We start from the raw sequence: 14,070 nt of genomic DNA on the forward strand, positions 1-14,070 counted from the left end.
TTCGGCGAGTAGCGCAGCTTGGTAGCGCAACTGGTTTGGGACCAGTGGGTCGGAGGTTCGAATCCTCTCTCGCCGACCAATTTTAAAATCCTGCAGTAGTGGGGTTTTTGCTTAAAGCCTGAGGGTTTTAAGTGATGCAGTAAGATAGTACAGTTCGGCGAGTAGCGCAGCTTGGTAGCGCAACTGGTTTGGGACCAGTGGGTCGGAGGTTCGAATCCTCTCTCGCCGACCACTTAAGAAACCTGCTTGAAAAAGCAGGTTTTTTTTCGCCGTGAGTTAGCCATTTTTATCCGACGGTTTCCCCCCTTCTTAATATTACCTGCCATTTTCGTTCACACCACTATTTATCGAATACCCGGGCGATAAACATCCGTATATCACCTACACCTGATTGAGCCAGCAGTTTGCACACTCTCTTCCTCACAAATACTCCCCTATCCAATGATGTTGGCCGTTCTCCATAATTTTGCTTTTTGTCTCCATTTTGAGACATGTAATGCATTGTTTTTAAAATAGTTTACTCAAATATGTATTGATCGTCTCCATTTAGAGACGCCTGGCAAGGTCGCTGTCTACTTTTGACGACGTCCGGTCAGGCGTTTGTGATGGTCGAAATGAATTTAAAGATGATTAAAATCAAATGCATAGAATATTAGGAATTATGGAAGTGCCATTCTGGCACAGGCTGTGCAAAACTATATATGTAGATGCTCATTCCACCTCTTATGTTTGCTTAGGCTTCATAAACCTGGGAATGACGCAGAGCCACTTTACGGTACCCGTTGTCCAGCCAGCCAATATCGCTAACGCCTTATTGGAATCCAGGGCACAACGTTGAGTCGGGTACCAATCGGTTGTCTTAACCGACCTGATCGTTACACCTGTCTTCGGGCAGGTGTTTTTTTTGCCTGAAGCGAAAAAAAACCGCTATCTCAGAAAGATAGCGGTTTGATCAACTCTCTAACACCAGCGCCAGAATGATGAGTCAGTGGTGCTTTCAACGGTCGCTCAGGGATTATTTTTCAGCGTTAGCAGCAAACCATCACGCCGCATTTCCGCAGCTTCTGCCGGCTTGTGCTGGCGGTCCAGCGTGTCTGCTAACCAGGCATAGTCAAACGCGTCAGGCCGCTGCTGTAACGCGGCGCGGAAGGCTTCACTGGCCTGCTCCCACTCGCCGTGCTGCCTCAGCAATTGTCCCAGCGTGCTGTAGAGCAGCGGCGTGGCACCATGCTGCTTGATCTGCTGGCGAAGCGCCTTTTCAAGCTGTTCCGGATTGCCGGATTTCAGGCGCGGCATCAGCAGAACCAGGCGTTCATCATACTGGCGTTTGAGGCCATCCAGCACGATTTGCTGCGCGGTTTCATGGTCATCACAGACGATAAGATGATCCGCCATTGCCACTTGTAGTGCGGTTTCATGGCGCGTTTTGCGGCTCTGATTCTGCCACCAGCGCTTCAGACCATCGCTGCCCTGATCGGCCATTGCCTGATTCATCAGACCCAGCCAGGCCTGCTGCTGCAGAGCAAGGCGGTGATTGTCATCGCCCAGCTTCACTTTCTCCATCGCGGGCAGAATATCCAACAGGGCGCTCCAGGCTCCGGTACGAATATAAGCCTGTTCTGCCAGACGCAGAACTTCCGGATGACGCGGGGCGATTTCCAGCAGACGATCGATTCCGTGACGCGCGGCATGATCTTCATTGCGCGCCAGCTGAATACGTACGCGGGTAATCTCCACCGGTAGCGGATCGCCATCGTTTAGCTCGGTAGCGCGTTCCAGGTGCTGATTGGCGCGGGCTTCATCACCGCGCTGCTGTGCCGCTTCGGCAGCCAGCAGATAGTTGATCATCGGCTGTTCTGCATGATCGGCATTGCGCGAAAGAAGCTTCTCAACCTGCTGATGGTCGCCTTCCGCCAGTTTCACCAGCGCCGCCTGGGTCTGTCGGCGCGCGCTACGGCGTTTCCTGCCGGTAAACCAACCATGAGTGCGAGCTCCGGTACGGAAAATGCGACGCAGTAGCCACTCAATGCCGAGGATCACCAGCAGTGACAGGATCAAAATAATCACAAGGCCGGTCACGCTGGTTTCAATATTCCAGTTATCGGTCTGAATCAGCACGTAGCCCTGATGACCCGCGATCATTGGACCGAGAACAACACCAGCAATCAACAGCAGAAACAGTAGAAGAACTTTTAACATCGTTATTCTCCCTGCGGCTGTGGAGTGGCCGGAGTCGCAGCGGGCTGCGTGAGCAGATTACGCACACGTGTCTGCATCAGCTTATCGAGCAGCGGCTGGCTCTCCAGTGAGTCAGGAACATCCATCGAGATACTTTGCTGGCTGAGTTCATCCAACTGATCGAGGAAGGTTTTGGTATTCGCATCGTTAGTGTCATACCAGGCACGAACCCAGCCGGACACAGTATCAATCGACTGCTTATAGATTTCATCCTGGTGGCGCGGAACGGCCTGTGCGGCGATCAGCAGGCGTGAACGGATATTCTCACGCAGATAAACATCCTGGTTTGGTGCCAGCAGCGGTTCGGCAGTGGTATCGCGGCGGCGGATGGTAATAAAGTCATCCATAAAGTTATGCCAGCTTTTCACCAGATTTTGCCGCCATTCACGTAGAGATGATGACAGTTCGCTGCTGTTCGCATCCATCGGAGCATCGTCGTTATCATTATCGGCAAGGCGCAGGTTATCAATGCCGTTAGACAGCTGGTTTAGCTTGAGAATGATGCCGTCGTAATCAACCTGACTGAGTGCAGAAAGGGTGCTGATGTCATGAGTTAGCGCACGGCGTGCGTCAAGCAGGCTTGGATCGTTCATATCGGCCAGACTGGCATCGGCACTTTTCAGCAGCGCTGCAGCCGTTGTTACATCCCGATCGCTCCACAGCTTGCGGCCGGCCAGTTTGACCAGATAATCCGCCTGCGACAGCATCCAGGTGTGAACATCATTACCGGAGATAGTGGCTACTTTTTGTTTCAGTTCGTCCAACTGCTGGCTAAGGGCTGCCTGCTGTTGCTGAGCCGTATCCAGTGCCCTGGTTTGCGTTGAAAGCTGCTCGACCAGCGACTGTTTATCGCGGGTAGATTGCTGTTGTAAATCAGCAATCTGGACTGCCAGCGCCTGGCGCGCTTCTTCCTGTTGAGCTGTCTGATGTTTGCCATTCACCCACAGGCCGGCACCCAGCGCTAATGCAATGGCAATGGCCACCGCGCCTAAAACGGTGCCGTGATTTTTTGATTTATCCGAAGGCGGCTGTCCGGAGGTTGAGTCTTTAACCGCAGGGGTAACGTCTTCAACCATGGCGGAGGAATCTTTTTGTTCCGTCATAATGGCTCATCCCATATTTAAGTTTGATATACCTTAATCTTCCCGCTCGCGAAATCTTAAGAGTATAAGTCCAGTGCGCGCAGCAGCGCGTCATTATCGGCACCCCCGGCGACACTGACGTTCGCCCAGCCCAGGTCCCTGGCCAGAGTGGCTAAACGTTCACTGACGACCACCAGCCGACAGTGCAATAACCATGCCTCCCGGTCTATAGCGGGAAACAGGGCGTAAAGCTGTTGCAGCATTTCTCCGCTGGTCACCACCAGCGTATCTATCCCGCGATCGCGCCATCTGCGGCCTTCTTCAGCACCGTGATAATGCTTTGCACAGCGTTGATAGCATTCAATAAACTCTACCTGAGCACCACGGTTATGCAAAGTTTCCCCCAGCAATTCACGGCCACCGTTACCGCGCAGAATCAACGCTTTCCTGCCGGCGACCTGCTGAAGCTCGGGTAATTGGATCAAAACTTCACTGATTTCCTGCTCGTGCGGCCAGGTGATTGGGAGCCCGCTTACTGCATGCATCGCCAACGCTGTACTACGGCCTATAGCATAATAGTTCAGACTGGCGGGCCAGGTCTTGCCAACCTGCGTTATCGCCGGATTAGCGTAATTAACGGCATGCTGTGAAAGGATAAAAACCAGATCGCCTGCCCGAAGTGCATCAAGCCGGGCGGGAAGGAGGTTGAGCTGCCTCCCCGGAGTGAATTCGATCAAAGGGAATGCCCAGGCTGCCTGCCCGTAGCTGCGCAGCCGGCTAACCAGTTGGTCAGCGGCCGGTAACGGGCGGGTGACCAGGATATTCATGCTGGCGGGTGTCCCTGGTAGACCTCGGTCAGAATTTCACGGGCACCCTTATCCAGCAGCTCTTCTGCTAATGAGATCCCCATTTGCTCGGCGTTACCACGCGGGCCTCGACGTTCGCCGCAAATCATCCGGCTACCGTCCGGTGAACCGACCAGGCCACGCAGCCATAATTGATCCTCTTCCAGCACCGCATAGCTGCCAATCGGCACCTGGCAGCCGCCTTCCAGCCGGGTATTCATCGCGCGCTCGGCACGGACCCGGCAGGCGGTATCTGCATCATTCAGTGCAGCCAGCAGGTTAATGGTTTCTGCGTCGTCAAGGCGGCACTCAATGCCCACTGCACCCTGGCCGACGGCGGGCAGCGATTCTTCAGCGGGCATAACCTGGCGGATTCGATCGCCCAGCCCAAGGCGTTTCAGACCGGCCACAGCAAGGATGATGGCATCATATTCACCCGCATCCAGCTTGCCCAGGCGGGTGCCGACATTGCCGCGCAGCGAGCGGATCACCAGATCCGGACGGCGCGCGCTAATCTGGCACTGACGGCGCAGGCTTGAGGTGCCAACAATCGCTCCGTGTGGCAGTGCATTAACGGAAGCATAATGATGAGAGACAAAAGCATCATGCGGGTCTTCACGCTCGCAGATAGTCACCAGACCCAGTCCTTCCGGGAATTCAACCGGCACATCTTTCATCGAATGCACGGCGATATCGGCGCGATCGGTGAGCATTGCCTGCTCAAGTTCTTTGACGAACAGCCCTTTACCGCCCACTTTAGCCAGTGGGGTATCAAGGATCACATCGCCACGCGTCACCATAGGCACCAGCTCAACGCGCAGCCCCGGATGGCAGGCGATCAGGCGCTGCTGTACATATTCTGCCTGCCATAAGGCAAGAGGGCTTTGTCTGGTTGCTATTCTTAAAATTTTGTCTGACATGCTTAATACCGTTTTGATCGTTCATTGATTATCCTATCATTTAACCGCGGAGGCTGTCAGTGAATCGCATTTAAACGGTCGTCTGGAGAAGCATCGCGATGGTTTGGCGGAAAAATGTGCTAAACTGTTAACTAGCGCAACTTTCTTTACGGTCAATCTGTCTGATGTTAGATTGATCACGTTTCCAGCAATAATCTGCACGACTATTTTTAAAGCAAATGGCAGATTTTGGAAAAAAGAGTTCTTGTATACCCTTCTCTCTAAGGGTGTAAGCACTGGGATAATCAGGCGAGACGTCTTGTACCTCTACATTGAGACACTGAAACAGAGACTGGATGCCATTAACCAGCTGCGCGTCGATCGCGCACTGGCTGCGATGGGACCTGCGTTCCAACAGGTTTACAGTCTGCTGCCGACCTTACTACATTATCATCATCCGCTGATGCCGGGTTACCTTGAGGGTAACGTTCCACATGGCATCAGCTTCTATACGCCTGATGAAAATCAGCTTGTCTATCTTAATGATTTACAAGTGAAGTCAGGCAGCTCCGTGACTGCCCCCCCATGCGGTGAAATGCCGATTACCGGGGTGTATTCCATGGGGAGCACCTCTTCCGTCGGGCAAAATGCTACCTCCGATCTTGATATCTGGGTCTGCCACCAGTCTTGGCTGGACAATCAAGAGCGTCTGGCCCTGCAGAAAAAATGCACGCAGTTACAGAACTGGTGCGCGGCGATGGGCGTTGAGGTCAGCTTCTTCCTGATTGATGAGAACCGCTTCCGCCACAATGAAAGTGGCAGCCTCGGCGGTGAGGACTGCGGTTCTACCCAACATATCCTGCTGCTGGATGAGTTTTACCGCACGGCGGTACGGATGGCGGGGAAACGTATTCTGTGGAATATGGTGCCGCGTGAGGAAGAAGAGCACTACGACGACTATGTGATGTCGCTGTATCAGCAGGGCGTGCTGACGCCGAATGAATGGCTGGATCTCGGTGGTCTGGGTACGCTGTCGGCGGAAGAGTACTTTGGTGCCAGTCTGTGGCAGCTGTATAAAAGCATTGATTCGCCTTATAAGGCCGTACTGAAAACGCTGCTGCTGGAAGCGTATTCGTGGGAATACCCGGATACACGCCTGCTGGCGATGGACATTAAACAGCGCCTGCACGATGGCGAGATCGTTTCCTACGGTCTGGACCCGTACTGCATGATGCTGGAGCGAGTGACGCGCTATTTGATCAGCATTGACGATCATGCTCGTCTCGATCTGGTACGTCGATGTTTCTATCTCAAAGTGTGTGAGAAGCTGTCTCAGGAGACGGAGCACTCCGGCTGGCGTCGGGAAATTCTCAGCCAGCTGGTGACGGAATGGGGTTGGGATACGCAGCGTCTTGAGGTACTGGACAGCCGGGCCGACTGGAAGATTGGCCGGGTGCGCGAGGCCCACAATGAATTGCTGGATGCGATGATGCAGAGCTATCGCAACCTTATCCGCTTCGCGCGCCGTAATAATCTCAGCGTCAGCGCCAGTCCGCAGGATATTGGCGTATTAACGCGTAAGCTTTACGCCGCTTTCGAAGCGTTACCGGGTAAGGTCACGCTGATAAATCCACAGATCTCCCCCGATCTGTCCGAGCAGCATCTGACCTTTATCCATGTACCAAACGGTCGCGCCAACCGCGCGGGCTGGTATCTGTACAATCAGTCGCCGGACATGAGTTCAATCATCAGCCATCAGCCGCTGGAATATAACCGCTATCTGAACAAACTGGTGGCCTGGGCGTGGTTTAACGGTCTGCTGACCAGCAAAACGCGGCTGCATATGAAGGGCAATGAGGTTTGTGATCTCGCCCGCCTGCAGGAGCTGGTTGCTGATGTGTCGCACCATTTTCCGTTACGTCTGCCAGCACCCACGCCAAAAGCGCTCTACAGCCCCTGCGAGATCCGCCACCTGGCGATCATCGTTAACCTGGAATACGACCCGACTTCGGCCTTCCGTAATCAGGTGGTTCACTTTGATTTCCGCAAGCTGGATGTGTTCAGCTTTGGCGCTGAGCAACAGTGTCTGGTCGGCAGCGTCGATCTGCTGTACCGCAACTCGTGGAATGAAGTGCGTACGCTGCACTTCAACGGCGAGCAGGCAATGATCGAAGCGCTGAAGACCATTTTGGGCAAGATGCATCAGGACGCTTCGCCGCCGGATGCGGTAGAGGTCTTTTGCTACAGTCAGCACCTGCGTGGCCTGATCCGTACCCGCGTTCAGCAGCTGGTCTCAGAGTGTATTGAGCTGCGCCTTTCCAGCACCCGCCAGGAGCCCGGCCGCTTCAAAGCGCTGCGCGTGGCGGGGCAGACATGGGGACTGTTCTTTGAGCGCCTCAGCGTTTCGGTACAGAAGCTGGAAAATGCCGTTGAATTTTACGGTGCGATCTCCAACAACAAGCTTCACGGCCTGTCGTTGAAGGTTGAAACTAATCAGACCCGGTTACCGGCTGTCGTTAATGGTTATGCCAGTGAAGGCATTATCCAGTTCTTCTTCGAAGATACGCACGACGATCACGGGTTTAATATCTATATCCTGGACGAAACCAACCGGGTTGAGGTTTATCACCACTGTGAAGGCAGCAAGGAAGAGCTGGTGCGCGACGTCAGCCGTTTCTACTCGTCGTCGCACGATCGTTTCACCTACGGCTCCAGCTTTATTAACTTTAACCTGCCGCAGTTCTATCAAATTGTGCAGGTTGAAGAGCGCTTCCAGGTGATTCCCTTCCGCAGCCAGACACTGACTCAGCTTTGCGCTGCCGTGCCGAACAGTGAAATCAGTGGCGATTATCCCCAGCGCTATCAGATGCATTAAGAGCCTGTCAATCCTCACGTACTGCGTGTACGTTGCGGTTTTTCCGCGCTGCCTGTGTCCAAACTGGCTGCAACAATGTACGCCTGGTCTGTTGGGCCAGGCTCCAGGTTTTTAGTATTCTAGTCGTGTACGTGTACGTGTACGTGTACGTGTACGTGTACGTGTACGTGTACGTGTATTTATAACAGGTTCCATCGAGCACGTCAGATTTGGAGTATTCAGGTGCGAAAGGGTACGCCGCAATATTTCTTTGTCTGTAATGTCTGCCGTTTTTTGGATAAAACATTATACATATTATATTTCGCAATTATTAAGATCTATTAAATTAATATTGTTGAAAAGGTTCCAGAAGATAAAATTTCATAAGTGATAAAAAGATGAACTTGATACTGGATTATAAAATACACACTATGTATTATAGGGTTTTATGCACTAAATGTAAGAGAGTTACATGGCTAATATTATATATGCAACGATTAATGGTGATAAGCAAGGGCTTATTTCTGCCGGATGTTCAACTCTTGACTCCATAGGAAATAAATATCAGAAGGGGCATGAAGATTAAATCCTTATCCTTGAACTACTAAATCTTATGACACGTGAAAGCAATGTTCAACTCCACCCTATCCAAATCAAGAAGCCGATAGACAAAGCATCACCACTCTTAGCCCTGGCAATGAATCAAAATGAACGTCTAACGTGTGAATTTGTTTTTTTACAGAATGAATCCATCTGGCGGTCTGGAGATTTTCTTTAAGATAAAACTAACGGGTTCTACGTTAAGTGAAATTAGAATGTTTAGCCCTAACTCAATGACACATAATGAAGTTCAATCTGATGAAAGCGTTTCATTTAAATATGAGTCTATCACTTGGGAACATGTAATGGTAGGAACAAGTACCTATAGTCTCTGGGAAGATAGGGTGTATTGATAGATATATTTACCGACTTATACAATATTTTCAATAGTTCTTTATATGAAAAACAATTTTTTAGTATTAACTCTCTTGCATTATTTTTTCGGCTTCCGTTTTAGTGGGAATAAAATTCACATTATTCTCTATCATTTTTTATATAAAAAATAACATCAATAACACCCGCGATTACTATCGTAAAAATACTACATAAAAACCAATAATCAGGAATGAAAAAATAGTAAAGGATAAACAAAAAAATAACAAAGACACATGCAAATAAATATGACAATGTATCTTTAAAAAAATAGCGAAACCAATCTTTCACTTTTTGGCCTTATCCCTGGAAAAAGCAGAAATGATATAATACAAAAAAACAGACAGAACGAGTGATAGAATAAGTAAAAACTCAACCAATAAATCAAACGAAGGGGTTAACCCTATAAATGTAAGGTAGTTCAGCTTAGATATAATAGAATCCGAAGAGAAGCATCTAAAAACAACTACAGACACAACTATAAACAAAGCCAAAAAAAAATAATTTTAATTTTTTTCCCTTCAACACACTCATCTCCATGATATTATTAATGCTGGACCTTTTTATCATAAAAAAGGAGTTCCATCAATGTATATATCATCAATAATAAAACACAGAACGACAAATGAGAGAGATGCTGCAATCGCCCTTGATCGAGCAATAAACGGGGTAGACAAAGACAGCGAAAGCGTGCTGGATGATGTAAATGCGGGGATTGAGAGGGCATCATGGTATAGCTCTTGCCTTTTTGATAAATAAGAGGGTATATGCTCGGAGTTAAAAGTCGAAGATATCCGATTTATTAAATCAATATTCGAAATATATAAAAGAAGGGATGTTATTGCAGATATCATTCAAATGTATATCGAAGATGAGCTAAAAAGGGAAAGCAACGCAGGAATCCGTTCTATCGACATGAAGCTAACAAAAGTACTGATGGGATATAGTGGAGGTAAATTAACAAAAACAACGATGTCCTATAGTTTATCCGTTTTAGTGGTTAACTCATTTGGTTTTAAAAATGAAATTTTAACACACATTAATAAATATTCTCTTGCAATAGTTACTGCTGCATCCTTCTACGGAAAAGTTCAAACAGCAGCACTCGCAGCCAGGGAATTACGCCAGTTATCTCCCGGACTATATCAGATTTTGTATTCAAATAATATGGAAATGCTTTATTTCCTGATTGGTGAGAAAATAGATAAGGCCATTATACGCTCCATTGGATTACGTGGCGAAGATAGATTTATAGCTATAATTAAGAGTCTGGTAAACTGATATTGATTTATCGTAATCAGTTATCGCTCTTGCAGTATCGCATTCAGGTTACCCTGTTAAGGCCAAACCTCCTGATCAATTCTCTACGTTTAGCAAGTAGAGAATTATTTGAAAGCCGGTGGCTGTAGGCTATTTAGACATATTAAGCAAGCTCATAACTGAGTTGTTAGTATGAATGATATTGAGCGATAACGGACCTTCCAATATTCAATCCTGATGCAATAAATGCAGCTATTGCTGGATAAGCTCGAACAGCACAGACTACAGCCTCTCCGGGGAGAAAAAAGCGGTTAGTACCCACGCTTAGAACCATTCTGCCGAAAATCATTAAAGCAGGTAACAGCAGTGGCGTGCTGGCGTTTGATATCGTCACAAAAAGTTAAGGTTGCAGGCCACTGCTGTCGCTTTTCCTGTTGCTTTTAGCACTTCACCTGCGATGATAGACAGCAACGGGTATCTTTTACGAGCAGAATGAGAATGAAAAAAGCTATTTTCCAGCTGGCAATGTTACTTGCCGTTGTCAGCCTGGCGGGATGCGGACTCAAAGGGCCGCTCTATTTCCCGGCAGACGAAACGAGCAAACCGCAGGCCACTCAGACCTCTTCGCCGACGCAGTCCGGCAGCAGCGTGTCATCTCCTGCCACGACCTCCGGGCAGGATGTTAAACCGGTCCAGTAAACTATGACACACTCGGCGGAGCAGAAAATGCAGTTCTCGAAAATGCACGGTCTCGGCAATGACTTTATGGTGGTCGATGCCGTTACGCAAAACGTTTACTTCTCACCTGAGCTGATCCGTCGGCTGGCGGATCGCAATCTGGGGATCGGCTTCGATCAGTTGCTGATCGTTGAACCGCCTTACGATCCCGATCTTGATTTCCATTACCGCATTTTCAACGCTGACGGTAGCGAAGTCGCTCAGTGCGGTAACGGTGCGCGCTGTTTCGCCCGCTTCGTTCGCTTAAAAGGTCTGACCAATAAAAGCGATATTCGTGTTAGTACACAAACGGGTCGTATGGTGCTGAGCGTGAATCAGGATGAACTGGTTTGCGTGAATATGGGCGAGCCTAACTTCGAGCCGCAGCAGGTACCTTTCCGCGCGAACAAAGCCGAAAACATTTATCTGATGCGGGCCGCAGAACAGACCGTGATGTGTGGCGTGGTGTCGATGGGTAACCCGCACTGCGTACTGCAGGTAGATAGCGTGAAAACCGCCGCAGTTGAAACGCTGGGGCCGGTGCTGGAAAGCCATGAGCGCTTCCCGGAACGCGTTAACGTCGGCTTTATGGAAGTGGCCAACCGTGAGCACATTCGTCTGCGGGTTTATGAGCGCGGTGCGGGCGAAACCCAGGCCTGCGGAAGTGGAGCCTGTGCAGCGGTCGCGGTGGGTATTCAGCAGGGTCTACTGTCAGAAAAAGTGCGGGTTGACCTGCCGGGCGGCACGTTAAACATCGCCTGGAAAGGGCCGGGGCATCCGCTGTTTATGACCGGGCCTGCCACTCACGTTTATGACGGGTTTATTCATCTATGAAAACTGTCGGGGAGCCACAACAGGACAGCAGTGAAGTACTGCTGGACGATCGCGCAGTCGGCGATTACCTGCTCCAAAATCCAGACTTCTTTATTCGCAATGCCCGCCAGGTTGAGCAGATGACAGTACCGCATCCGATCCGCGGTACGGTCTCGCTGGTTGAGTGGCAGCTGGCGCGTCAGCGAAATCATATTCACCAGCTGGAAGAAGAAATCACCCTGCTGATGGAACAGGCCAGCGCCAACCAGCAGCTGTTCGAACGCCTGTTCACTCTACAGGGACGACTTGCTTCGGCTTCAAGCCTGCAGGACATGCTGAATCGCCTGCATCTGTGGGCGCGCGAGCTGGGTCTGGCGGGGGCCAATATTCGTCTGTTTAGTGAAGAATGGCGCATTGGCGCACCGTCTGATTTCACCCAGCTGGCACTTCCACGGCAGTCTTTTGAGTCGGTGCGCATTCAGCGCCTGGGCAAAGAAAATCACTATCTCGGCAATCTGAACGGCCCTGAACTGCTGCTGTTGCTCCCGCAGGCAAAAGCCGTGGGATCGGTCGCGATGTCGCTGCTTGGCGAGCGCGGCGATCTCGGTGTGCTTATCTTCAGCAGCCGCGATAAGCAGCATTATCAGTCCGGCATGGGAACGGCTCTGCTCCAGCATCTGTCGCTGATGCTTCCCGATCTGCTGTCGCGCTGGATTGAGCGCGCGTGAGCAGTGAATCGCCCCTGCTCCCTGCCGTAGAGGGCTTTCTGCGTTACCTGAAAGTTGAACGCCAGCTCAGCCCCTTGACCCTGATTAACTATCGTCGCCAACTGACGGTGGTGGTTGAGCTGCTGGGGGAGCTAAAGGTCACTGAATGGCCGCGGCTGGACGCTGCGCTGGTTCGTACGCTGGCCGCCCGCAGCAGCCGCAGCGGACTGAAGCCTGCCAGCCTGGCTCTGCGGCTCTCCGCACTGCGCAGTTTCCTCGACTGGCTGATTAGCCAGGGAACGATTCAGGCCAATCCGGCGAAAGGCGTTGCCACGCCGCGTGCGCCACGGCACCTGCCAAAGAACATTGATGTCGATGAAGTTAACCAACTGCTGGAAATCGATCTGAACGATCCGCTGGCGGTGCGCGATCGCGCAATGCTGGAAGTGATGTACGGTGCCGGTTTGCGTCTTTCTGAACTGACCGGCATTGACGTAAACCATCTTGAGCTGGCGTCCGGCGAAGTCTGGGTAACCGGTAAGGGCAGTAAAGAACGCCGCCTGCCGATGGGAAAAACGGCGGTATTGTGGCTGGAAAACTGGCTGGCGCTGCGCGAACTCTTCTCGCCGCAGGACAACGCGCTGTTTCTGTCTAAGCTGGGCAAACGTATCTCCGCGCGTAACGTGCAGAAGCGCTTTGCCGAATGGGGCATCAAACAGGGGCTTTCCAGCCATGTTCACCCCCATAAACTGCGCCACTCGTTTGCCACGCACATGCTGGAATCCAGCGGCGATCTGCGCGCGGTGCAGGAACTGCTTGGTCATGCCAACCTGGCGACCACTCAGATTTATACCCATCTTGATTTCCAACACCTGGCGTCCGTGTACGACGCTGCACATCCCCGTGCGAAACGAGGAAAGACCTGATGCATTTTTACCGACCACCGCGTCCGATTGCGGCGATGACCTTCGATCTTGATGATACCCTGTACGACAATTATCCGGTGATTGCGCGAACCACAAAAGAATCCCACGCCGCATTACAGGCCCATCATCCGGCGCTAAAAGATTATAGCGTGGAGCAGTACCAGCAGGTGCGTCAGCGTCTGCTGCTTGCCGAGCCGGAAATTTATCATGATGTCAGCGAGTGGCGGCGTCGCGCCGTTGAGCAGTCGATGCTGGATGTAGGGCTGGCACCCGCGCAGGCAGCCGACGGTTCGCGTGAAGTGATGACGGTGTTCGCAGAATGGCGCAGCAAAATAACTATCTCTGATGAAAACCATGCCACGCTGGCGGCACTGGCAGAGCGTATTCCTCTGGTGGCGATCACCAACGGTAACGCTGAACCGCATCTGTTTGGCCTTGATAAATACTTCCAGTTTATCCTGCGTGCGGGCCCTGATGGCCGTGCCAAACCGTATCAGGATATGTACCACACTGCCGCAGAACGGTTGAATCTGGCACCGGAAAGCATTTTACACGTGGGTGACGATCTCACCACCGACGTTGCCGGCGCAGTGCGCTGCGGGATGCAGGCGTGTTGGATCAATCTGTGCGGTGGTAATCTGATGCATATCGATGATGCGCGTCTGCTCCCAACGCTGGAGATTTCTCAGTTGGCATCGCTGACTGCGTTGTTATAATAAACTGGTTAAATAACCAGTAGGGCGGCGTGCCGCCCTCT

General features: G+C 51.1%; 11 protein-coding genes, 2 tRNA genes and 1 pseudogene. 10 read left to right on the plus strand and 4 right to left on the minus strand.

Annotation, left to right across the window (positions count from 1 at the left end):
• Window positions 1-2: 2 nt before the first annotated feature.
• Together AC07U6_RS18520 and AC07U6_RS18525 are read left to right on the plus strand one after the other, a co-directional pair.
• Window positions 3-79: transfer RNA gene (locus AC07U6_RS18520), tRNA-Pro, on the plus strand.
• Between the two features lie 76 nt (window positions 80-155).
• Window positions 156-232: transfer RNA gene (locus tag AC07U6_RS18525), tRNA-Pro, on the plus strand.
• Window positions 233-1,008: 776 nt separating this feature from the next.
• Here the strand turns inward: AC07U6_RS18525 and hemY are convergent.
• Genes hemY through hemC form a run of 4 tightly spaced genes read right to left on the minus strand, consistent with a single transcriptional unit; the run spans window position 1,009 to window position 5,085 of the window.
• A complete protein-coding gene (gene hemY, locus AC07U6_RS18530; protein WP_494764226.1) occupies window positions 1,009-2,199 on the minus strand; it encodes a protoheme IX biogenesis protein HemY in 1,191 nt (396 codons plus the stop codon).
• A gap of 2 nt (window positions 2,200-2,201) precedes the next feature.
• Window positions 2,202-3,341 (minus strand): uroporphyrinogen-III C-methyltransferase, encoded by a 1,140-nt coding sequence (gene hemX, locus AC07U6_RS18535; RefSeq protein ID WP_494764225.1) that lies wholly within the window; start codon window positions 3,339-3,341, stop codon window positions 2,202-2,204.
• 56 nt (window positions 3,342-3,397) lie between these two features.
• Window positions 3,398-4,147, minus strand: a complete 750-nt coding sequence (gene hemD, locus AC07U6_RS18540) for a uroporphyrinogen-III synthase (protein ID WP_494764224.1) — start codon at window positions 4,145-4,147, stop codon at window positions 3,398-3,400.
• On the minus strand, window positions 4,144-5,085 hold the full coding sequence (hemC, locus tag AC07U6_RS18545) for a hydroxymethylbilane synthase (RefSeq protein ID WP_494764223.1): 942 nt from the start codon (window positions 5,083-5,085) through the stop codon (window positions 4,144-4,146). Before hemC ends, hemD begins: the two co-directional genes overlap by 4 nt.
• A 298-nt stretch (window positions 5,086-5,383) precedes the next feature.
• Here hemC and AC07U6_RS18550 point away from each other — a divergent pair, with 298 nt between their 5' ends.
• The 8 genes and pseudogenes from AC07U6_RS18550 to yigB all read left to right on the plus strand — a co-directional run bounded on the left by AC07U6_RS18550 (window position 5,384) and on the right by yigB (window position 14,029).
• Window positions 5,384-7,939: a class I adenylate cyclase gene (locus tag AC07U6_RS18550; RefSeq protein WP_494764222.1), complete on the plus strand. Its 2,556-nt coding sequence runs from the start codon at window positions 5,384-5,386 to the stop codon at window positions 7,937-7,939.
• Between the two features lie 451 nt (window positions 7,940-8,390).
• Window positions 8,391-8,871 (plus strand): annotated as a pseudogene (locus AC07U6_RS18555) (Hcp family type VI secretion system effector).
• Between the two features lie 877 nt (window positions 8,872-9,748).
• Entirely contained in the window at window positions 9,749-10,171 is a 423-nt protein-coding gene (locus AC07U6_RS18560; protein WP_494764221.1) for a hypothetical protein, read from the plus strand.
• 477 nt (window positions 10,172-10,648) lie between these two features.
• Window positions 10,649-10,849, plus strand: coding sequence for an LPS translocon maturation chaperone LptM (gene lptM, locus AC07U6_RS18565; RefSeq protein WP_494764220.1), 201 nt, complete (start codon window positions 10,649-10,651; stop codon window positions 10,847-10,849).
• A 27-nt stretch (window positions 10,850-10,876) separates the two neighbouring features.
• Entirely contained in the window at window positions 10,877-11,701 is an 825-nt protein-coding gene (gene dapF / locus AC07U6_RS18570) for a diaminopimelate epimerase (protein ID WP_494764219.1), read from the plus strand.
• Window positions 11,698-12,408, plus strand: a complete 711-nt coding sequence (locus AC07U6_RS18575; protein WP_494764218.1) for a DUF484 domain-containing protein — start codon at window positions 11,698-11,700, stop codon at window positions 12,406-12,408. The genes dapF and AC07U6_RS18575 overlap by 4 nt, the downstream gene beginning before the upstream one ends.
• Entirely contained in the window at window positions 12,405-13,313 is a 909-nt protein-coding gene (xerC, locus tag AC07U6_RS18580; RefSeq protein WP_494764217.1) for a tyrosine recombinase XerC, read from the plus strand. The genes AC07U6_RS18575 and xerC overlap by 4 nt, the downstream gene beginning before the upstream one ends.
• Complete coding sequence (gene yigB / locus AC07U6_RS18585) at window positions 13,313-14,029, plus strand: 5-amino-6-(5-phospho-D-ribitylamino)uracil phosphatase YigB (RefSeq protein ID WP_494764216.1); 717 nt, start codon at window positions 13,313-13,315, stop codon at window positions 14,027-14,029. Before xerC ends, yigB begins: the two co-directional genes overlap by 1 nt.
• Window positions 14,030-14,070 lie beyond the last annotated feature (41 nt).

This window comes from Erwinia sp. GW821-FHT03D09 (assembly GCF_059420805.1).